This is a genomic window from Phenylobacterium sp. 58.2.17 (assembly GCF_026411515.1).
Classification (GTDB): domain Bacteria; phylum Pseudomonadota; class Alphaproteobacteria; order Caulobacterales; family Caulobacteraceae; genus Phenylobacterium.
Genome location: NZ_JAPMTQ010000004.1, coordinates 45,077 through 63,584 on the forward strand (window position 1 = coordinate 45,077; position 18,508 = coordinate 63,584).

The following is an 18,508-nucleotide window of genomic DNA, read 5'->3' on the forward strand; positions in this document are numbered from 1 at the left end:
TCACGCGTTCTCGAACAGCTCGCGGGTGCGGGCGCGGGCGAGGTCGGCGGCCTCTTCGTTGTAGCGTTCGGGGCTGTCGTTGTTGAAGCCGTGTCCGGCGCCTTCGTAGATGTAGACGGGGACGTCGGGATTGTGTTGGCGCACGGCCTTCTCGACCTCGTCGGCCGGGATCCCGGGATCGGTGTGGCCAAGGTGGATGATGGTCGGGCAAAGCGGCCGGAGTGCGGCGTTGGCCTGCACGAGGCTGCCATAATAGCTGGAGGCCGCCGCGATTCCCTCGACCTTGGCGGCGGTCAGCCAGGTCAGCGAGCCGCCGTAGCAATAGCCGACCACGAACACCTTGCCGCGTTCGGCCAGGAAGTCGCGGCAGGCGGCGATGTCGGTGAGCGCCTGGTCCAGCGGCGTGGCGCGCGCGTGGGCGACACCGGCGGCCAGGCCCTCGGCGTCATGGGCGGCGGTGAAGTGGCGTTCGCGGCGGTCGTAGAGCGAGGGGGCGATGGCCTCGTAGCCGGCCTTGGCCCAGCGTTCGACGTCGGCGCGGATGTGCCGGTCGATGCCGAAGATTTCCTGAAGCACGATGACCCCGCCCTTGCGCGGGGTGAAGGCCTGCTCGTGGTAGGCCGAAAAGTCGAAACCGTCCGCGCCCCGAAGGGTGATCGTCTCGCCCATGCGTTTCTCCCGTCTTGTTAGACGCGAGCTAAGCAGAGAACCACAGCAGGGGGGAGGCGCTTTTCCTCCCCGGCGTTGCGGGGAGGAAATGGCGCCCTTCGCGCCTCAGACGTTGAAGCGGAAGTTCATCACGTCGCCGTCCTTGACGACGTATTCCTTGCCTTCGGCCCGCAGTTTGCCGGCGTCACGGGCCCCGGCTTCGCCCTTGAGGCTCACATAGTCCTCGTAGGCGATGGTCTCGGCGCGGATGAAGCCCTTCTCGAAGTCGGTGTGGATCACACCGGCCGCCTGCGGGGCGGTGTCGCCCTTGTGGATGGTCCAGGCGCGGGCTTCCTTGGGGCCGACCGTGAAATAGGTCTGCAGGCCGAGCAGGTGGTAGGCCTCGCGGATCAGCTTGTTGAGGCCAGGCTCGGTCAGGCCGAGGGTTTCCAGGAATTCGGCGCGCTCGGCCTCGTCCAGCAGGGCGATCTCGCTCTCGATCTGGGCCGAGATCACCACATGGTCGGCGCCGTCGCGCTTGGCGCGCTCGGCGACCTGATTCGACAGTTCGTTGCCGGTGGCGGCCGAGGCTTCGTCGACGTTGGACACGTAGAGCGCCGGCTTGGAGGTCAGCAGCTGCAGCATTCGCCAGGCCTTGTCGTCCTCGGCCGAAACCTGCGCCTTGCGGGCCGGGCGGCCGGCGTTGAGTTCAGCCAGGGCGACATTGACCAGGCGCAGGGTCTGGGCGCTTTCCTTGTCGCCGGTCTTGGCGCGCTTTTCGAGGTTGGCGACGCGCTTTTCGAGGCTCTCGAGGTCGGCCAGCATCAACTCGGTCTCGATGGTCTCCAGGTCGGCGAGCGGGTCGATCTTGCCTTCGACGTGGGTGATGTCGTCGTCGATGAAGCAGCGGGCCACGAAGGCCACGGCGTCGCAGTCGCGGATGTTGGCCAGGAACTGGTTGCCGAGGCCCTCGCCCTTGGAGGCGCCGCGGACCAGGCCGGCGATGTCGACGAAGTTCATCCGCGCCGGAATGATCTCCTTGGACGGGATGACCGCGGCCAGGGCGGTCAGGCGGGGCTCGGGCACGGCCACGTCGCCGGTGTTCGGCTCGATGGTGCAGAACGGATAGTTGGCGGCCTGGGCCGCGGCCGTCTGGGTGAGCGCGTTGAAGAGGGTCGACTTGCCGACGTTGGGCAGGCCGACGATCGCGACTTTGAGAGCCATGGGGAGAGCTGTTCCTGAAATTCGAGCCGGCGACCTAGCACGTTAGGCCGGTTGGCCCAAGCCTTAGGCCTGGCGGCCCCGCGGCACGTCGCTCTTGTCGGCGGGGGCCAGGCGCATGACCTCGGTCTGGTATTTCTCGTCCTCGCCCTCGGCGAGCAGGGGAGCGGCGTCGGCGAGCGCGCGCAGCAGCGCCTCGACCCAGGCCTGATCGACCTTGTGGAAGTCGGAAAGCACGTGGCCCTGGACGCGGTCCTTGTGGCCGGGGTGGCCGACGCCGAGGCGGGCTCGGCGGAAGTCGGGGCCGATATGGGCGGTGAGCGAGCGCACGCCGTTGTTGCCCGCCGCGCCGCCGCCCAGCTTCATGCGGAAGCGGCCGGGCGCCATGTCGATCTCGTCGTAGAACAGCACGAGGTCGGCGGGCTTCAGCTTGTAGAACTTCAACGCCTCGGCCACGGAGCGGCCGCTCTCGTTGTAGAAGGTCTGAGGCTTGAGGATCAGGGTGCGGACCGGGCCGCCGGGGGTTTCGATCTCACCCTCGCGGACGAGGGCGGAGAAACGGGATCGTTCGGGACCGAAGCGCCAGCGGCGCGCGATCTCGTCAACGGCCATGAAGCCGATGTTGTGCCGGTTGCCCGCATAGCGGGCTCCCGGGTTGCCCTGGCCGGCCAGGACGAGCATGCGCTGCCCCCCAACCGGCCGTCAGGGACTTAGGATTCGGCTTCGCCGGCGGCTTCTTCAGCGGCTTCCGAAGCGCCCGCGGCCGAACCGGCCACGGTGGCGATCACGAAGTCGCGGTCGACGGACGGGGAGACGCCCTTCGGCAGCTCGAAGGCGCCGATGCGGATGGTGTCGCCGATTTCCAGGCCGGTCAGGTCGAAGACCAGCTCTTCCGGAATGGCGTCGGCCGGGCAGGACAGCTCGACTTCGTGACGGACGACGTTCAGCGTGCCGCCCTTCTTCAGGCCCGGCGAGGCTTCCTGGTTCTTGAAGTGAACCGGGACCGAGATCTTGATCGTCTGGTGCGCATCGACGCGGAACAGGTCGAAGTGCATCGGCTCGTCGGTCACCGGGTGCATGTCGACGACCTTGGCGATCACCGGCTGGGTCTCATTGCCGTGCTTCAGGGTCACCAGATGGCCCAGCAGCTTGCCGGTGTAGAGCGCCTTGCGGAACTCGTTCGACTTGACGGTGATCGCCACGGGATCCTTGTCGCCGCCGTACAGCACGCCGGGGACCAGACCCTCACGACGGGCGGCGCGCGCACCACCGGTTCCAATGCGCTCGCGCAGTTCAACGTTCAGGATGATATCGGCCATGGCCTCGCCTCAAAACGAAGCCGCCGCGCGAAGACCCGCGCGGCGACGGAACGACCCCTAAGGGCCGAAAGGTGCGCGTAGATACACAAAACCCCCGCCCGTGGCAACGGGCTGGGGGAAGGATTTCTAACCCTTTTTCGCCGGCTTCTTCGTCGCAGGCTTCTTGGCCGGGGTCGGCTTGTAGCTGGCGTTCTCGCGAACGGTCGGCACGAAGCGCGGTTCGAACGGCTCGGGCTGGCCCGAGGCTTTGATGACGCAGCGGGCGGTGTCCATCATCGCGTGCTGGCCCATGCAGAAGACGTCCTCGTAGTGCGGCTTGGACACGGCCAGGCACTGATAGAGGTTCAGCTTGGCCATGTTGGCGCAGGAGGCGACGTTCGGCTCGACCATGATCGCGTTGAGCGTGGCGACGTTCGGTTCGCTGGCCTGGCCGAGCACGGCCAGGGCGGCGACGGCGAGACTGCGAATCACCGCCGGGGTGAACGGCGGGGCGGCCGAGGTTGCGGTCACGCCGAGCGGCTGGGCGCCGGCGACCGCCTGCTGCAGGCGGGAGGTCTGGGTGAGGTCGCCGGCGGCGGGAGTCGAGCCGAGCAGCTTGGCCTGGGACAGGCGCGCGTCGCGGCCGACGACGTCGGCCTTGGACCAGGACTGCTTCTGCACGTCGTAGGCGGCCTGCTTCACGGTCTTGCCGGCCTGGTAGAACTTGTTTCCGTCCTCGCCGAGCGCGGCGATCACGGCGCCGGCGCCGCTGGACGAGCCGGGCAGGCCGACCACATAGGCCGGGTCCTTCATGATCTCGTAGGCGATCTGCTGGCGCTGGGCGGCGGTGCCCGCGTACTGCCGGACGCCGGCGACGAAGGTCGGGTCCTGCAGGGCGACGATGGCCCCATAGGCGATGGCGCCCTTCAGGAACTGCTTGGGCTCATAGGCGGCGGCGACCTTCAGCCCCTCGGCGACCATCTGGCCGTCGACGAAGGCCGGCGAGATCGCGGCGGCCTTGTCCACATAGTAGCGGTAGGCCGAGGCCTGCTCGATGATGCTGGGCGCCAGGCTCACGGCCGGGGCCGGCGGCTCCGCCGGCTTGGGCGGCGGCGGCTCGGCGCACGAGGCCAGAATTGTGGCGAATGCGATAGCTACGGCCGTCAGGCCCGCGCGAGAAGCCGAAATCATCCAGTGCCTTCCCCAGGATATAAGGCGTGGGAGCCTAGTCCCTCCAGCGGGCGAGAATGTGACCGCGAGGGGTTAACGAGGCTTAACCAAACCGAGGCTCAGTCAGGGTCTGACGCTTTTGTGACCTGCCGCGCCGACCAGGGCTGGAACCATAGAGGCGGGCCGGCGGGCGGTCGATGACCGCCGCGGCGGTGGGCCGTTTCGCCGCGGGCGCATCAGGCCGGCGGCGAGGCCGCGGCGGCGCGAAGGCCGCCGCAGGTCGTCCAGGTCAGTCGAACAGCTTGGAGACCGACTCTTCGTTGGCGATGCGGCGGATGGCTTCGCCCAATAGCTGGTCGCAGCTGACATAGCGGATCTTGCCGCCGTCGCGGGCGCGGTCGGGGGCGGGGATTGAGTCGGTCATCACCAGCTCCTTGAGCACCGAGCCGTTGACCCGCTCGACCGCCGCGCCGGACATCACGCCATGGGTGACATAGGCCGAGACCTCGGTCGCGCCGGCGTCGATCAGCGCCTGGGCGGCGTTGCAGAGCGTGCCGCCGCCGTCGATCATGTCGTCGAACAGGATGCAGCGGCGGCCATCGACGTCGCCGATGACGTTGGCGACTTCGCTCTTGCCGGGGCCCGAGCGGCGCTTGTCGACGATGGCCAGCTCGGCGTTGAGGCGCGAGGCGACGGCCAGGGCGCGGACCACGCCGCCGACGTCCGGCGAGACGATCATGATCTCGGACGGCTTTTCGTAGTTTTCCTTGATGTCGGTGGCCAGCAGCGGCGCCGAGATCAGGTTGTCGGTCGGGATGTCGAAGAAGCCCTGGATCTGGCCGGAGTGCAGATCCATGGTCAGGACCCGGTCGGCGCCGGCGCGCTCGATCAGGTTGGCGACCAGCTTGGCCGAGATCGGCGTGCGACCGCCCGTCTTACGGTCCTGCCGGGCGTAGCCGAAGTAGGGCATCACCGCCGTGATCCGCCGGGCCGAGGCGCGTTTCAGCGCGTCGATGCAGACCAGCAGCTCCATCAGGTTGTCGTTGGCGGGATAGTTGGTCGACTGAAGGATGAAGACGTCCTCGCCGCGGACGTTCTCGTCGATGGTCACCCAGACCTCGTTGTCGGCGAAGCGCTTGACCTGCGCGCGGGTGAGGGGGAGGTCGAGGCGCGAGGCGACAGCCTCCGCCAGCGCACGGTTGGAGTTGCCAGCCAGCAGCTTCATCGGTCCCCCAGGGGCAGGTATCGGTAATTGCCGGGCTTTTAGCAGGCGAGGGCCGGGGGGCAAGGGCTCAGAACAGCGCAGGACGAGATCGCATAACAATCTTGCGGGGCGGGAGGGTTCGTCTCGCGGCATGGCGGCGCTTGGTTTACGGTGTTCGCCATGCCCAAAATCGGACTCCCAGCCTGGACCTGGCTCTCCCCCATCATAGGCTCGCTGCTGCTTTTCGGATCTAAGCTCGGCGGGCCGTACGACATAGTTCTGGCGATCGGTCTGGTGGCCTGCGTCCTGGCTGCGGTCCACCATGCCGAAGTGGTGGCCCACAAGATCGGCGAGCCCTACGGCACACTGGTGCTGGCGGTCGCGGTGACGGTGATCGAGGTGTCGCTGATCGTCTCGCTGATGCTGTCCAGCGGCCCGGCCGGCGCGGGGCTCGCACGCGACACGGTGTTCGCCGCGATCATGATCATCCTCAACGGCCTGGTGGGGCTGTGCCTGCTGCTCGGCGGCGCGCGCCACCTGGAGCAGCGCTATGGCCAGGCTGGGGTCAGCGCCGCGCTGGCGACCCTGGCGGCGCTGGCGGTGCTGACGCTCGTGCTGCCGAACTACACGACCAGCACGCCTGGGCCGGTCTATTCCAACAGCCAGCTGGCCTTTGTCGGCCTGGTGGCTCTGGTGCTCTACGGGACCTTCGTGCTGGTGCAGACCATGCGCCACCGCGACTACTTCCTGCCGTCCGGCGCAGCCGCCCACGACGAGGAGGCGCACGCCGCGCCGCCGACCACCCTGGCGGCCTGGTTGAGCCTGGGCCTGCTGGTGGTGGCGCTGGTGGCCGTGGTGCTGCTGGCCAAGGCGCTGGCCCCGACGCTGGAGGCCGCGGTCGCCAACGCCGGCGCGCCGAAGGCGGTGGTCGGGGTGATCATCGCGGCCCTGGTGCTGGCGCCCGAGAGCCTGGCGGCGGTGCGTGCAGCGCGGGCCGACCGCCTGCAGACCAGCCTCAACCTGGCTCTCGGCTCGGCCCTGGCCTCGATCGGCCTGACCATCCCGGTGGTGGCGGTCGTCTCGCTGGTGATGGGCTGGCCGCTGTCGCTGGGCCTCGACGCCAAGGCGATGGTTCTGCTGATGCTGACCTTGCTGGTCACGACCCTGTCGCTGGCCACCGGCCGCACCACGGTGCTGCAGGGGGTCGTGCACCTGGTGCTGTTCGCGGTCTATCTGTTCACGACAATTGTGCCTTGATCCATTCCTGAGCTGTCGCGTTTGTTGACGGACCCAGGCCGGCGCGGCCGGCGCAAGTTCGAGAATAATCGCGACATGATGGAGTGGATGGAGGGCGTTGCGCCCTCGTGGCTGCCTGCGTGGCTGCTGAGTCTGGTGGTTCTGGCGGCCGGCGCGGCGCTGGCGCTGGCGGCCCACCAGGTGCTGGTGACGATCGTTCGGCGACTGATCGCCTCGCGCGACGAGTTCTGGCGCGAGCTCGTCACCCGGACGCGGCGCCCCAGCCGGCTCGCGGCGCTGATCCTGGGCCTGGGCGCGGCCGCGCCGCTGGCGAGGCTGGGACCAATGCAGCTCGACGTGCTCGGCCGCGTGCTGCTGATCGGCTTCATCGTGCTGTGCGGCTGGGCGGCGCTGACGGCGCTGGACATAGCCACGCTGATCTATACGCGCCGCTTCCGGGTCGACGTCGAAGACAACCTGCTGGCCCGCAAACACATCACCCAGACGCGTATCCTGCGGCGCACGGCCGCCGGCCTGATCGTCGTGCTGACCATCGCGTTTGCGCTGATGACCTTCAACGGCGTACGCCAGTACGGGGTCAGCCTGCTGGCGTCGGCCGGGGCGGCCGGGATCATCGCCGGGCTGGCGCTGCAACCGTACCTGACCAACCTGATCGCCGGCATCCAGATCGCCACCACCCAGCCGATCCGGCTGGATGACGCAGTGATCGTCGAGGGCGAGTGGGGCCGCATCGAGGAGATCGGCTCGACCTATGTGGTGGTCAAGTTGTGGGACTGGCGCAGGATGGTGCTGCCGCTGACCTATTTCATCCAGAAGCCGTTCCAGAACTGGACCCGCGAGAACGCTTCGCTGATCGGCACGGCGATGGTCTATGTCGACTACTCGGCCCCGATCGAGGTGCTGCGCAGTAAGCTTGAGGAGATCGCTGCGGCCTCGCCGCTGTGGGACCGCGACGTGGTCAACCTGGCGGTGACCGAACTCGGCGAGCGGACCATGCAGGTGCGCTGCCTGACCAGCGCGCGCAACGCCGGCGAGGCCTTCGACCTGCGCTGCGAGGTGCGCGAGAAGATGGTCGCCTTCCTGCAGGCCGAACTACCGCACGCGCTGCCGCGCGAACGCTTCGACATGCGGGCGGCCGCGCCCGCCTAGAGCAATTTCCGATCTGATTGGATCGAAAATTGCTCAAGAATCTTTGAATTTAAAGCATTTTCTTCGCCGAACTGGCAGCCACTTCGGCGGAAAATGCTCTAGTCGAGGGCGATGGCCGACATCAGCCGGCCGAAGTCGGGCTCGCCGCGCTTGAAGGCCCGGCGGTTGGAGAAGAACAGGTCCTCCTCGGCGCAGGTGTCGCGGCCCAGCCACTCGCATGCGCCGACGCCGGCTTGGCGCAGGCGGTGCAGGACGTAGCCCGGCAGGTCGAACATGGCCTTGTCGGGCGTCTCGCCGGGCTTGAAGAACTCGACGTTATCGGCGGCTTCGGCCGTGAACGCGTCAAGAAACTCCAGGCCGACCTCATAGGAGGCCTGTGCGATGCAGGGACCGACGACGGCCACGATGTCGGCGGGGCGAGCGCCCAGTTCCTGCATCTTCAGGACGGTGGCCCCGGCGATGCCCGCGAGCGCGCCCTTCCAGCCGGCGTGAGCGGCGGCGACGACGCCGGCCTTGGGATCGGCGAACAGGATCGGCGCGCAATCGGCGGCCAGGGCGCCGCAGGCCACGCCAGGACGATTGGCGACGACGCCGTCAGCCTGGGGTCGTTCGCCGTTCCAGGGGGAGTCGGCGATCAGGGCGGTGGCGGAGTGGACCTGGTAGCAGCTGTTGAGCGCCCCTTCGGGCAGGCCGAAATGCTCGGCGACCCGGCGGCGATTCTCGATCACGTCGTCGGGCGCGTCCTTGGAGCCGCGGCCGACATTGAGGCTGGCGTAGAGGCCGGTCGAGACCCCGCCCTGGCGAGTGAAGAAGGCGTGGCGAATCCCCGCCAGGTCGAGCAGCGGCGAGGTCAGGACGGGCAGGGTCTGGGTAATCTGGTCGGTCACGTCAGCGTCTCGAAGGCCGGCGGTTCGAAGCCGGCGGAGTGAATGCAGGCGGCCTTGAACAGCTCGCCCATCTGATCGGGCGAGACGAGGCGTTCGAGTTGGCGTTCGATCACGTCGCCGAGGTCGGGGCGGGCGTTGGCCAGGGCCTCGGCGCGGGCGCCGACCCCGAGCCGGACGAGCAGCTCGCCCTGGGTCAGGATCTGCGGGGTCTGGGCGCCGCGGGCGGCGGCCGCGGCCATCACCGCCGGAAAGTCGGCGTGGACGGTGAGATCGGCCTCGCCCGGCCTAGCCAGCGGGCTTTCCTTCCGGTGCCGGCGCAGGGCCTGGAGCGTGTCTCCGAAGCCGGGCGCGGCGCGGCCGTAGTCGATGAGCAGGGCCGCGCCGCCGTCGGCCAGGACACGCAGGGCCAGCGCCTCGCCTAGAGCGGCCTGGGCGGGGGAGTGCTCGAGGATCGCGCCGACCGGGGCAAGGCGATCGATTCCCGGCGCGCCGGCCAAGCCGAAGGCGAGGGCGCCGGCTTCGTCGAGGCCGACCATCCGCTCAGCCCAGCCCTTTTCGGTGCGCACGTACTGGTGGGCCGGCAGGCAGTCGAGCAGCTCGTTGGCGATCAGGATCAGCGGCGCATCGCCAGGCACCTCGTCCAGGGAGCCGGCCCAGGAGACATGATCGCCGAGCGTCTGGCGCTGGCGGTCACGCAGCGGCTGGGAGACCTCGACCAGCCAGACGTCGGCGGCCTCGGTGAACTCGCGCGAGAGCCGGGCGGCGCGCAGCAGGTCGCTCATCAGGGTGCCGTCGCCGGGCCCCATCTCGACCAGTCGGAACTGCGCCGGACGACCGAGGCGGCTCCAGGTCTCGACCGCCCAGAGGCCGATCAACTCGCCGAACATCTGGCTGACCAGGGGTGCTGTGATGAAGTCGCCGGCTTCGCCGAGCGCCGGCCGGGTCGCGTAGTAGCCGTAGTCCGGATCGTGGAGGCAGGCGTGCATGTACTGGGCGACGCTCATCGGCCCGCTGGCCCGGATCTGGGCCGTCAGGCGGTCGCGCAGGCTCATGGCGTCTCGGTCTTGGCTTGGCCGGGCGGCTCGGCGGCCTGCGTCGCCAGCGGCTCACGCATGCCGCGCCAGATCAGGTAGAGGCCGCCGATCACCATCGGCGCCGACAGCATCATCCCCATGGTCAGGCCGAGCGGGAAATGCTGCAGGTAGCGGTCCGGCTCGCGGAAGTTCTCCACGAAGGTGCGGAAGACGGCGTAGCCCAGCAGGAAGATTCCGGCCACGACGCCGCGCCGCTGGAGCAGGCCGGCGCGATGGGTCGCCCAGCGCAGGATGAGGAAGAGAACGACGCCTTCCAGGGCCGCCTCGTAGAGCTGGCTGGGGTGGCGCGGGGTGACGCCGTCGGCCTGGGGAAAGATGAACGCCCACGGCACGTCGGACGGCCGGCCCCAGAGCTCGCCGTTGATGAAGTTGGCGATGCGCCCGAAGAACAGTCCGATCGGCGCGCAGGCGGTGACCGCGTCGCCCAGGCGCAGCACGTCGATCTTGTTGACGTAGGAAAAGCCGAACACGGCGATCAGCACGCCGAGCGCGCCGCCGTGGAAGCTCATGCCGCCTTCCCAGACCTTCACGATCTGCAGCGGGTCCTGAAGCACGATCTGGGGGGTGTAGAAGAGCACGTGGCCGAGCCGGCCGCCGAGAATGATGCCGAGCGTGATCCAGAGGATCAGGTCGTCGACCTGAGCCGGCGTCGCCGGCGCGCCGCGGGGGCCCCACAGCGCCTGATTCTTCATCATCCCCGCGACATAGCGCCACCCCAGCAGGATGCCGGCCACATAGGCCAAGGCGTACCAGCGGATTGCGAAAGGCCCGATCTGGACGAGGACCGGGTCAAAATCGGGGAATGGCAAGGCGGGCGTCTCCGAATGCTTCGCCGCCAAGGTTTAGACGAGAAGCCCTTCGCTTTCATCCCCCGGCGGGCCATATAGGGCCCATGCAGACTCAGAACCCCTTTCTGGACGAGTTCGCCAAGCTGACCAGCGCGGCGATGGGCCTGGCCCAGACGGCTGGAGACGAGGCCAAGGCCGCGTTCCGCGCCCAGGCCGACCGTTTCGTGGCCGATTTCGACCTCGTCCGCCGCGACGACCTCGACGCCCTCAAGGCCGAGATCGCGGCGCTGCGCGCCGAGGTGGCCGCGCTCAAGGAACAGGCGCCCAAGAAAGCCGCGAAGAAAGACTAGGTCTCGATACACGCGAATGTGGCTCGCGCGGGGAAAGAAACCCGATGACGCGAACGCCGCGAAGCAGCTTACTTTCAATATCGCAGGCGATTCGATGGCCGGCCCGGCCGCGGACGCCCTCTGCGAAAGGACCTCTGGTCTAATGGATACCTCTCAGCCTGACGAAGACGTCCTGGTCACTCTCGACCCGCTAGACGTGGTCGAGCATGTGCTGACCGCCGAAAACCTGCAGTTCGATCGTACGGAAGACGGCGATCTCGCCTTTGCGCTGACCGGCGACTGGAAGGACTACGAGCTGTGGTTCGCCTGGCGTCCGGAAGCGGATTGCCTGCAACTCTGTCTTTCGGTGAACCTGCAAGCCACGCCCGAGCAGAAGGCGGCGGCCTACGAGCTGGTCTCCACCCTGAACCAGCGCGTCTGGCTGGGCCACTTCGAGGTCTGGGACGACGGCGAGATCATCTTCCGCCACTCGATGGCGCTGATGACCGGCGAGCGCCCGAGCCTGGCCCAGGCCGCGGCGATGATCGACGTGGCGATGGAGGCGGCCGACCGCTTCTACCCGGCGTTCGACTTCCTGGTGCGCGGGTCGAAGTCGGCGGCCGACGCCGTCGCCGCCTGCATGTTCGAGACCGTCGGCGAAGCCTAGGCGATACCGAACGAAACCATTAAGCGTGATGGCCGCCGAACCGCGTCGGCTGTCACGCTTGAGGTTTTCCGATGACGCCGATCCTGATGCTGGGCGCCGGCCGCATGGGCGGGGCGCTGATCGAGGGCTGGCGCATGGCGGGGGCTTTCCAGGCCTCTGACCTGCTGATCCGAGAACCCTATTCAAACCCGACGCTGGAGGGGGCCCAGGCGGCCGGCGCGCGCGTCAATCCGCCGGACGCCGAGCTGGCGCAGGCGCAAACCGTGCTGCTCGCGGTCAAGCCGCAGCTGTGGCGCGAGGCGGCCGCCCAGGTCGCCGGTCACCTGGCCCCCGACGCGGTGATCGTCTCGATCGCCGCCGGGGTGCGGGCGGCCGACATCTCGCAGGCGTTCGGCGGCCGCGCGGTGGCGCGGATCATGCCGACCACGGCGGTCGCGGTCTGCCAGGGCGCGGCCAGCATCTTTGCGGCCGACGGCGAGGCCAAGGCCCGGGCCCACGCGCTGTTTTCGCCGGTCGGGACGGTGGTCGACGTCGCCGACGAGGAGCTGATGCACGCGGCGACCGGGGTGTCCGGCTCGGCGCCGGCCTATCTCTACGCCTTCGTCGAGGCGCTGGAGGCGGCGGGCGCGGCGGCCGGGCTGCCGGCCGCAGATTCCGCGCGGCTGGCGCGTTCGACGATCGCCGGCGCCGCAGCGCTGATGGCCCGCAGCGGCGAGGAGCCGGCCGAGCTGCGCAAGCAGGTCACCTCGCCCGGCGGCACGACCCAGGCGGCGCTGGAGGTGCTGCTGGCCGACGGCGGCTTCCCGGACCTGCTGCGCGAGGCGGTGGCCGCGGCGGCGCGGCGCTCGAAGGAACTGGGCGAGTAGGGCGCTGCCCGCGGACACGGGAGGTCACATGTCATCCCGGATTCGGCGCAGCCGAAGGCCGGGATTCATGAACACCGGGTCCACCGGAAGTCGGCGTCTAGCTCGCGCGCTTCCAGGTCTGGGCCTGGCAGACGACGGCCACGCAGCCCTCAACCTTGAGGGTGCCGTCGGGATTGGCGTTCATCTTCGAGCCATAGGTCTTGCCCGAGTTGGGATCGTAGATCTTGCCGCCGGTCCATTTGCCGGGGCCGGCCGACTTGAAGTCGCGGATCATCAGCATGCCCATGATCGGCCGGCTGCGCAGGGAGGCGTCGGGATTGTTGGCGTCCTTGGCGCCGGGCGTCTTCAGCCAGGCGACCTGGCCGCACATCCTGGATTTGTCGCTGGCGCAGGGGGCGACCTTGACCTTGGCGGTTCCAGCCTGGACCAGCCAAAGTCCCTCGACCGGATCGGCGGCCAGGGCGGGCGAGGCGATCGCGACGGCCAGGGTCGCAGTGGTCAGGGCGGTCGCGGCGAGGCGGGCTATGGGCATCGGGGGCTCCTCGTAGGGCGGGACGCCCGGCGGAGACTGGCCGAACCCGGTTATCCAGGCAACCTGACAATCGCCCTGAGGCCGCCCAGCGGCGAGCGGTCGAGCACGATGTCGCCGCCGTGGCTGCGGGCCACGTCTCGGGCGATGGCCAGCCCGAGGCCGACGCCCTTCTCGTTCTGGTTCCGGGAGTCGTCGAGCCGATTGAACGCCTTGAAGGCGTCCTCGTAGCGGTCTTGCGGGATGCCGGGGCCGTCGTCGTCGACGACGATCTCGACCCCGCCGGAGGCGCGCGGCGCGGCGGCGACCTGGACGGTCTCGCCATGGGCCGCGGCGTTCATGATCAGGTTGGAGAGCGCCCGCTTGAGCGCGTTGGGGCGCACCGCGGCCAGCAGGTCCGGATCGGCGTCCACCCGCACCTGGGCGCCCGCGCGCACGGCGCCTTCACTGACCTCGTCGATCAGCGACTTCAGGTGGACGGTCTCGACGGACTCGCCGCCTTCGCCGCGGGCGAAGGCGAGATATTCGTCGATCATGTGCTCCATCTCGGCCAGGTCGCGCTTCATCTCGGCCGTGCGCGGTCCGGGTTCGGCCAGGGCCAGCTCCAGCTTCAGGCGGGTCAGCGGGGTGCGCAGGTCATGGCTGACGCTGGCCAGCAGGGCGGTGCGCTGGTCGATGTGGCGCTGGATGCGCGACTTCATCGCCAGGAACGCCTGCGCCGCCTGGCGCACCTCGCGCGCGCCGCTGGGCTTGAAGGTCGGCGCATCGACGCCCTTGCCGAAGGCGTCGGCGGCCGTGGCCAGGCGCTCGATGGTGCGGGTCTGGTTGCGGATGAACAGGATGGCGATGGCGGTCAGCAGGATCGTGGCCATGGCCAGCCAGAGCACGAAGATGTGGCCCTGGGTGGCGAAGGCGCGGTCGCGCGGGGCGAGGATGCGGATCACCCCCTGGTCGATCTTCACACGGATGTCGACATAGGCCGGGTAGCGGGTGGTGTCGAACCAGTAGGGGGCGTCCAGCCGCTGCGAAAGCGCACGGTCGATGGCCCGATCGACGACGGCGAAGGCGTTGGTGCGCCGGCCCTGCGGCAGCTCGCGGCCCGGCTGCAGGGCGATGGACAGGTTCAGCGACTTCTCGGCCCGGTCGGCGATCGTCGCCATGGTCTGCGGGCTGGGGTCGTCCTGGTAGCTTTCGACCGCCCAGGCGACCTCCCCGGCCAGGCCGTCGGACAGCCGGCTGGTGACCGTCTGCCAGTGGGCGTCGAAGAATATCCAGGTCACCGCGATCTGCATCAGCGCGACCGGCAGCACGATGATCAGCAGCGAGCGGCCGAACAGCGAGGTCGGCAGGCTGCGCTTGATCAGCCGCTGCACCAGACGCGGTTCGAGGCGGCGGGGGAGTTTCACTTTCCGGTTCCTCCCCTCTTGGGGGAGGTGGATCGACGCAAAGCGTCGAGACGGAGGGGGACTGCTCTTGCGGAGTCAAAGTCCCCCTCAGTCAGCCGTTCGGCTGACAGCTCCCCCAGCGGGGGAGCAGTTATACGGCGCCCAGCCATCAATCGGGCGCCAGCAGGTAGCCGACGCCGCGCACGGTCTGCAGGTAGCGCGGGGTCTTGGGATCGTTCTCGATCTTGCGGCGCAGGCGGGTGACCTGGACGTCGACGGCGCGGCCGGAAGGGTCGACGGTCTCGCGGGCCAGCTCCAGCCGGTCGACGGGCTCGTGCGGGTTGCGGGCCAGGCGGCGCAGCAGCGCCACCTCGGCCTCGGTCAGGCGCACCGGGACGCCGCCGCGGCTCAGCTCTCCGCGCTCTAGGTCGAAGGCGCAGGCGCCGAGCGAAAGGCTGCCGTTGGCGGCGCCGGCCGGTCGCTGGTCGGAGCGACGCAGGATCGCCTCGATCCGCAGGAGCAGCTCCTCCGGCTCGAAGGGCTTGGCCAGGTAGTCGTCGGCGCCGAGCTTCAGGCCCTCGATGCGATCCTCGGCCAGGCCGCGGGCGGTCAGCATCAGCACCGGGGTGCGGCCGGCCGCGCCCTTGCGCTCGCGCAGCCAGCGGACCAGCGAGAAGCCGTCCTCGCCGGGCATCATCACGTCGAACACCGCCAGGTCGAAGTCGATGGTCTCGATCAGGCTGCGGGCGTGGGCGCCGCCGGGCGCGGTGGTGACGCGGAAGCCGTGCCGGGTCAGGTACTGCTTGAGCAGGTCGCGGATGCGGTCGTCGTCATCGACCACCAGCAGGTGACGTTCGGCAGTCTCGACCGCGGCCATCAGGCGCCTCCGCTCTTCATCCGCCCGCCGGCCAGGGCCGACAGGATCTGCCTGGCGCCGGCCACGCCGTCCAGGCCGCCCACCCGATAGGACCGGGCGAGCTGAGCGCGCAAGCGTTCTGAGATGCGGTCCTCGAAGGCGGCGCCGGCGGCGGTGAGGCTGACGGCGCGGCGGCGGCCGTCGAGATCGCCGGCGATCTTCTCGGCCAGGCCCTTGGCCTCGAGGTCAGCGACGATGCGGCTGGCGGCCTGCTTGGAGAGGCTGGTCAGGTGCGCCAGTTCCTGCACCCCGACCCCCGGTCGGCGCTTGAGCAGAAAGGCCGCGCGCCAGTGCGAGCGGCCAAGACCGAGGGCGGATTCCGCCTCCAGTCCGGCGTCGACGCCGGCCCATAGCGCGGCCTCGGCAAGCAGCAGCATCTCGAGCCCGCCATCGAGTTCCTCGTCGCGCAGAATGAGCCTTGGATCGGCTGCGACCATTACACTTTGAAACCCATTTTGTTTGACGCAGGGGGCAAGGAAGTCTGTAAGGGGGCCAGATTGAAAGGAGGACTTTCCCTCATGTCTCTAGTGCCCTTTGACGATCGCGACGGATGGATCTGGCTGGACGGCCAGTTCGTGCCCTGGCGCGAGGCGAAGGTGCACGTACTGACCCACGGCCTCCATTACGCCTCGGCGGTGTTCGAAGGCGAGCGGATGTACGGGGGAGAGATCTACAAGCTGCGTGAACATACCGAGCGTCTGTTCAAGTCGGCCGAGATGCTGGACTTCGAAATCCCCTTCACGGTGGAGGAGATCGACCAGGCCTGCAAGGACACCTGCGCCAAGAACGGCCTGACCGACGCCTATCTGCGCCCGATCGCCTGGCGCGGTTCGGAGATGATCGGGGTTTCGGCCCAGAACACCAAGATCCACGTCGCCATCGCGGTGTGGGACTGGCCGAGCTATTTCAGCCCGGAAGAACGCGCCAAGGGCATCCGCCTGACCTGGGCCAAGTACAAGCGCCCGTCGCCGGAGACCGAGCCGGTCCACGCCAAGGCCACCGGCCTCTACATGATCTGCACCATCTCCAAGCACGCCGCCGAGAAGGCCGGCTACACCGACGCGATGATGCTCGACTACCGTGGCTACATCGCCGAGAGCACCGGCTCGAACGTGTTCTTCGTCAAGGACGGCGCGCTGCACACCCCGACCCCGGACTGCTTCCTGAACGGGATCACCCGCCAGTCGGTGATCGCGCTGGCCAAGTCCAAGGGCATCGAGGTGATCGAGCGCCACATCAAGCCGGAGGAGCTGGCGGGCTTCACTGAGTGCTTTGTGGTCGGCACCGCCGCCGAGGTGACCCCGGTCGGCGAGATCGGCGAATACCGGTTCACGCCGGGCGCCCTGTCGCTGGGGCTGGCCGACGACTACGCTCGCATGGTGCGCCGCGAGAGCGTGCCGGCCTAAGCCGCCCCACGATCACGCAGACAAGTTCGCCGCCTGGATCGCTCCAGGCGGCGTTTTTGTTTCCGCGCCCGATGACGAATGGGGATGGGGGGATTCGCCCTCCAGCCGCCCCTGGACCGTCGCTCGCGCTCCCCCGCAGCAGCGCCAGACCAGGTTGGCTACGAACCCCCCCGCGCCGTCGCCCCCCATGGCGTCGACGAGGGCCGATGCTGCCAAAGCGGGGGGAGGGGGTCTAGTGCGGGGGCGCCACAGGCCGGGCGCGACAACGGCCGCGCCGCCCTTTCGAGCGGCGCGGCGCTGCGATTGCCGTCAAATCAGCCAGGTGTTCGGCCGCGGATAGGCCTGGTCCTGCGAAACATAGACCAGACCGATGATGCAGCGGACGGCGAACCAGACCCCGACCGCGCCCCAGAGGAAGAGGAACAGCATCAAGAACGGGATCCCGATCAGCACCAGCGACAGCACCGCGCTGATCCCGATCAGCAGGCCCAGCGACAGGAAGATCGCCAGCCCGATCCAGAAGGTGCGGATCTGGAAGTCGTAGTGGGTCCGCATCCGCGGGCCGGCCTTGTCGAGGTTGATGTAGGCCACCACCAATCCAACCAGGATGGTCAGGCCGTTCACCAGCCCGAGCAGGTAGAGGCCGTAGACCACTGCCGGCAGGACGCGGTCCTCGGTCGTCACAACGGTGGTTTCGGTTTGGCTCAATTCAGTCTCCCAAGCGAAATGCCTGAACAGGATGTGGCCCTGATCAGCGCGAATTCCAGCTTAATTCGCGTTCATGTCGCTTGGGTGGGAGCGATTACCGCTTCTTCGGCCTCAACCACGGCAGCACCGCGGCGCCCAGGATCACTACGAAGACCAGCCGCGCGGCCAGGGCGACGCCCAGCAGCCAGGCCCCGGCGACGCCGGCGGCCAGCAGCACGGCCGCCGCGCCGACCGCCATCAGGCCCATGATCCAGAGCACGGCTTCGGCGTTCGGCGAGGGGCGGCGGATCGGGCGGTCAGGGGCGGCCTGGGACAGGGCCGCCAGGAACGCCTCGAAGGTCTCGGCCTGGTCCTGCGGGCGCAGGGCCTCGCCATAGGTGAGGGCCGGGATGGTCAGGCGGCGGCGCTGGAACTGCAGCACCGCGCCGCGGCCGGCGCGGGTGACGCCGCGCAGCTCGGCCAGCGGGAAGCGACGCTCGCGCCCGGTGCGGCGCTCGACGATGGCGGATTTCTCGATCGTCCAGACGGTTTCGCCCTGCAGCGGCGAGAGGCGCGCGGCGTAGCTGGCCATCAGCCCCGGACGACGGTGATCTCGACCCCGGCGGCGGCGGCGTGGGGCGCCAACGCCTGCGGCTTTTCCACCCGCACGCGGGCGCGCATCACCCGCGGATCGGCGAGGCAGGCGCGGGCCAGCCGCTCGGCGAAGTCCTCGACCAGCTGGATGTGGCCGGCGGCGGCGATAGTGCGCGCCGACTCCCCGATCGTCTCGTAGTTGACGGTGTCGGCCAGGCGCGTAGCGCCGGCGGTCGGCACGTCGAGCTCGACGTCGACGATAAGCGGCTGGGAGGCGCCCTTCTCGTGGGCGTAGACGCCGATCTCGGCGTCGACCTTCAGGCCGGTGACGAACACCTTGGTCATGACCACGCGTCCCTGCGGCTCGGGGGACGGAGCCTCGGGCGAACTTTGCTGCAACGATGGAAGAACCA

General features: G+C 69.0%; 22 protein-coding genes. 6 read left to right on the plus strand and 16 right to left on the minus strand.

Annotated elements, in window-relative coordinates; translation table 11 throughout:
* The 6 genes from OUA97_RS04630 to OUA97_RS04655 all read right to left on the minus strand — a co-directional run bounded on the left by OUA97_RS04630 (window position 1) and on the right by OUA97_RS04655 (window position 5,562).
* On the minus strand, window positions 1-669 hold the full coding sequence (locus tag OUA97_RS04630) for a dienelactone hydrolase family protein (protein ID WP_267230648.1): 669 nt from the start codon (window positions 667-669) through the stop codon (window positions 1-3).
* 105 nt (window positions 670-774) lie between these two features.
* A complete protein-coding gene (gene ychF, locus OUA97_RS04635) occupies window positions 775-1,872 on the minus strand; it encodes a redox-regulated ATPase YchF (protein ID WP_267230649.1) in 1,098 nt (365 codons plus the stop codon).
* A gap of 63 nt (window positions 1,873-1,935) precedes the next feature.
* A complete protein-coding gene (gene pth / locus OUA97_RS04640) occupies window positions 1,936-2,550 on the minus strand; it encodes an aminoacyl-tRNA hydrolase (protein ID WP_267230650.1) in 615 nt (204 codons plus the stop codon).
* A gap of 29 nt (window positions 2,551-2,579) precedes the next feature.
* The gene (locus OUA97_RS04645) at window positions 2,580-3,188 is read right to left on the minus strand and encodes a 50S ribosomal protein L25/general stress protein Ctc (protein WP_267230651.1); all 609 of its coding nucleotides are present in this window, start codon (window positions 3,186-3,188) and stop codon (window positions 2,580-2,582) included.
* A gap of 126 nt (window positions 3,189-3,314) precedes the next feature.
* Window positions 3,315-4,244: a hypothetical protein gene (locus tag OUA97_RS04650; RefSeq protein ID WP_267230652.1), complete on the minus strand. Its 930-nt coding sequence runs from the start codon at window positions 4,242-4,244 to the stop codon at window positions 3,315-3,317.
* A gap of 382 nt (window positions 4,245-4,626) precedes the next feature.
* The gene (locus tag OUA97_RS04655; protein ID WP_267230653.1) at window positions 4,627-5,562 is read right to left on the minus strand and encodes a ribose-phosphate pyrophosphokinase; all 936 of its coding nucleotides are present in this window, start codon (window positions 5,560-5,562) and stop codon (window positions 4,627-4,629) included.
* A gap of 159 nt (window positions 5,563-5,721) precedes the next feature.
* Here OUA97_RS04655 and OUA97_RS04660 point away from each other — a divergent pair, with 159 nt between their 5' ends.
* On the plus strand, window positions 5,722-6,798 hold the full coding sequence (locus OUA97_RS04660; protein ID WP_267230654.1) for a calcium:proton antiporter: 1,077 nt from the start codon (window positions 5,722-5,724) through the stop codon (window positions 6,796-6,798).
* A 75-nt stretch (window positions 6,799-6,873) separates the two neighbouring features.
* Window positions 6,874-7,947, plus strand: a complete 1,074-nt coding sequence (locus OUA97_RS04665) for a mechanosensitive ion channel family protein (RefSeq protein WP_267230655.1) — start codon at window positions 6,874-6,876, stop codon at window positions 7,945-7,947.
* Window positions 7,948-8,045: 98 nt separating this feature from the next.
* On the opposite strand, the gene pgeF is transcribed toward OUA97_RS04665, so the two are convergent.
* Genes pgeF through lgt form a run of 3 tightly spaced genes read right to left on the minus strand, consistent with a single transcriptional unit; the run spans window position 8,046 to window position 10,737 of the window.
* On the minus strand, window positions 8,046-8,834 hold the full coding sequence (gene pgeF / locus OUA97_RS04670; protein WP_267230656.1) for a peptidoglycan editing factor PgeF: 789 nt from the start codon (window positions 8,832-8,834) through the stop codon (window positions 8,046-8,048).
* Complete coding sequence (locus tag OUA97_RS04675) at window positions 8,831-9,886, minus strand: class I SAM-dependent methyltransferase (protein ID WP_267230657.1); 1,056 nt, start codon at window positions 9,884-9,886, stop codon at window positions 8,831-8,833. Before OUA97_RS04675 ends, pgeF begins: the two co-directional genes overlap by 4 nt.
* Window positions 9,883-10,737, minus strand: coding sequence for a prolipoprotein diacylglyceryl transferase (gene lgt / locus OUA97_RS04680; protein WP_267230658.1), 855 nt, complete (start codon window positions 10,735-10,737; stop codon window positions 9,883-9,885). The genes OUA97_RS04675 and lgt overlap by 4 nt, the downstream gene beginning before the upstream one ends.
* An 83-nt stretch (window positions 10,738-10,820) precedes the next feature.
* Here lgt and OUA97_RS04685 point away from each other — a divergent pair, with 83 nt between their 5' ends.
* The 3 genes from OUA97_RS04685 to proC all read left to right on the plus strand — a co-directional run bounded on the left by OUA97_RS04685 (window position 10,821) and on the right by proC (window position 12,578).
* Window positions 10,821-11,066 carry an accessory factor UbiK family protein gene (locus OUA97_RS04685; protein ID WP_267230659.1) on the plus strand — a complete coding sequence of 82 codons (246 nt, stop codon included), beginning with the start codon at window positions 10,821-10,823 and terminating at the stop codon, window positions 11,064-11,066.
* 142 nt (window positions 11,067-11,208) lie between these two features.
* Window positions 11,209-11,712, plus strand: coding sequence for a YbjN domain-containing protein (locus OUA97_RS04690; protein ID WP_267230660.1), 504 nt, complete (start codon window positions 11,209-11,211; stop codon window positions 11,710-11,712).
* Window positions 11,713-11,783: 71 nt separating this feature from the next.
* Window positions 11,784-12,578: a pyrroline-5-carboxylate reductase gene (proC, locus tag OUA97_RS04695; protein WP_267230661.1), complete on the plus strand. Its 795-nt coding sequence runs from the start codon at window positions 11,784-11,786 to the stop codon at window positions 12,576-12,578.
* Window positions 12,579-12,675: 97 nt separating this feature from the next.
* Here the strand turns inward: proC and OUA97_RS04700 are convergent, their stop codons facing one another.
* The 4 genes from OUA97_RS04700 to OUA97_RS04715 form a co-directional block, all read right to left on the minus strand.
* Window positions 12,676-13,110 carry a DUF2147 domain-containing protein gene (locus OUA97_RS04700; RefSeq protein ID WP_267230662.1) on the minus strand — a complete coding sequence of 145 codons (435 nt, stop codon included), beginning with the start codon at window positions 13,108-13,110 and terminating at the stop codon, window positions 12,676-12,678.
* A gap of 50 nt (window positions 13,111-13,160) precedes the next feature.
* A complete protein-coding gene (locus OUA97_RS04705; protein WP_267230663.1) occupies window positions 13,161-14,513 on the minus strand; it encodes an ATP-binding protein in 1,353 nt (450 codons plus the stop codon).
* Between the two features lie 148 nt (window positions 14,514-14,661).
* Window positions 14,662-15,369, minus strand: coding sequence for a response regulator (locus OUA97_RS04710; RefSeq protein WP_267230664.1), 708 nt, complete (start codon window positions 15,367-15,369; stop codon window positions 14,662-14,664).
* Window positions 15,369-15,845: a MarR family winged helix-turn-helix transcriptional regulator gene (locus OUA97_RS04715; RefSeq protein WP_267230665.1), complete on the minus strand. Its 477-nt coding sequence runs from the start codon at window positions 15,843-15,845 to the stop codon at window positions 15,369-15,371. The genes OUA97_RS04710 and OUA97_RS04715 overlap by 1 nt, the downstream gene beginning before the upstream one ends.
* 81 nt (window positions 15,846-15,926) lie before the next feature.
* Here OUA97_RS04715 and OUA97_RS04720 point away from each other — a divergent pair, with 81 nt between their 5' ends.
* Window positions 15,927-16,814, plus strand: coding sequence for a branched-chain amino acid aminotransferase (locus tag OUA97_RS04720; RefSeq protein ID WP_267230666.1), 888 nt, complete (start codon window positions 15,927-15,929; stop codon window positions 16,812-16,814).
* A 309-nt stretch (window positions 16,815-17,123) separates the two neighbouring features.
* Here OUA97_RS04720 and OUA97_RS04725 read toward each other — a convergent pair whose 3' ends face one another.
* The 3 genes from OUA97_RS04725 to folB all read right to left on the minus strand — a co-directional run bounded on the left by OUA97_RS04725 (window position 17,124) and on the right by folB (window position 18,440).
* Window positions 17,124-17,522, minus strand: coding sequence for a DUF4870 family protein (locus OUA97_RS04725; protein ID WP_267230667.1), 399 nt, complete (start codon window positions 17,520-17,522; stop codon window positions 17,124-17,126).
* A 94-nt stretch (window positions 17,523-17,616) separates the two neighbouring features.
* Window positions 17,617-18,093: a hypothetical protein gene (locus OUA97_RS04730; RefSeq protein ID WP_267230668.1), complete on the minus strand. Its 477-nt coding sequence runs from the start codon at window positions 18,091-18,093 to the stop codon at window positions 17,617-17,619.
* Window positions 18,093-18,440, minus strand: coding sequence for a dihydroneopterin aldolase (gene folB / locus OUA97_RS04735; protein WP_267230669.1), 348 nt, complete (start codon window positions 18,438-18,440; stop codon window positions 18,093-18,095). Before folB ends, OUA97_RS04730 begins: the two co-directional genes overlap by 1 nt.
* Window positions 18,441-18,508 lie beyond the last annotated feature (68 nt).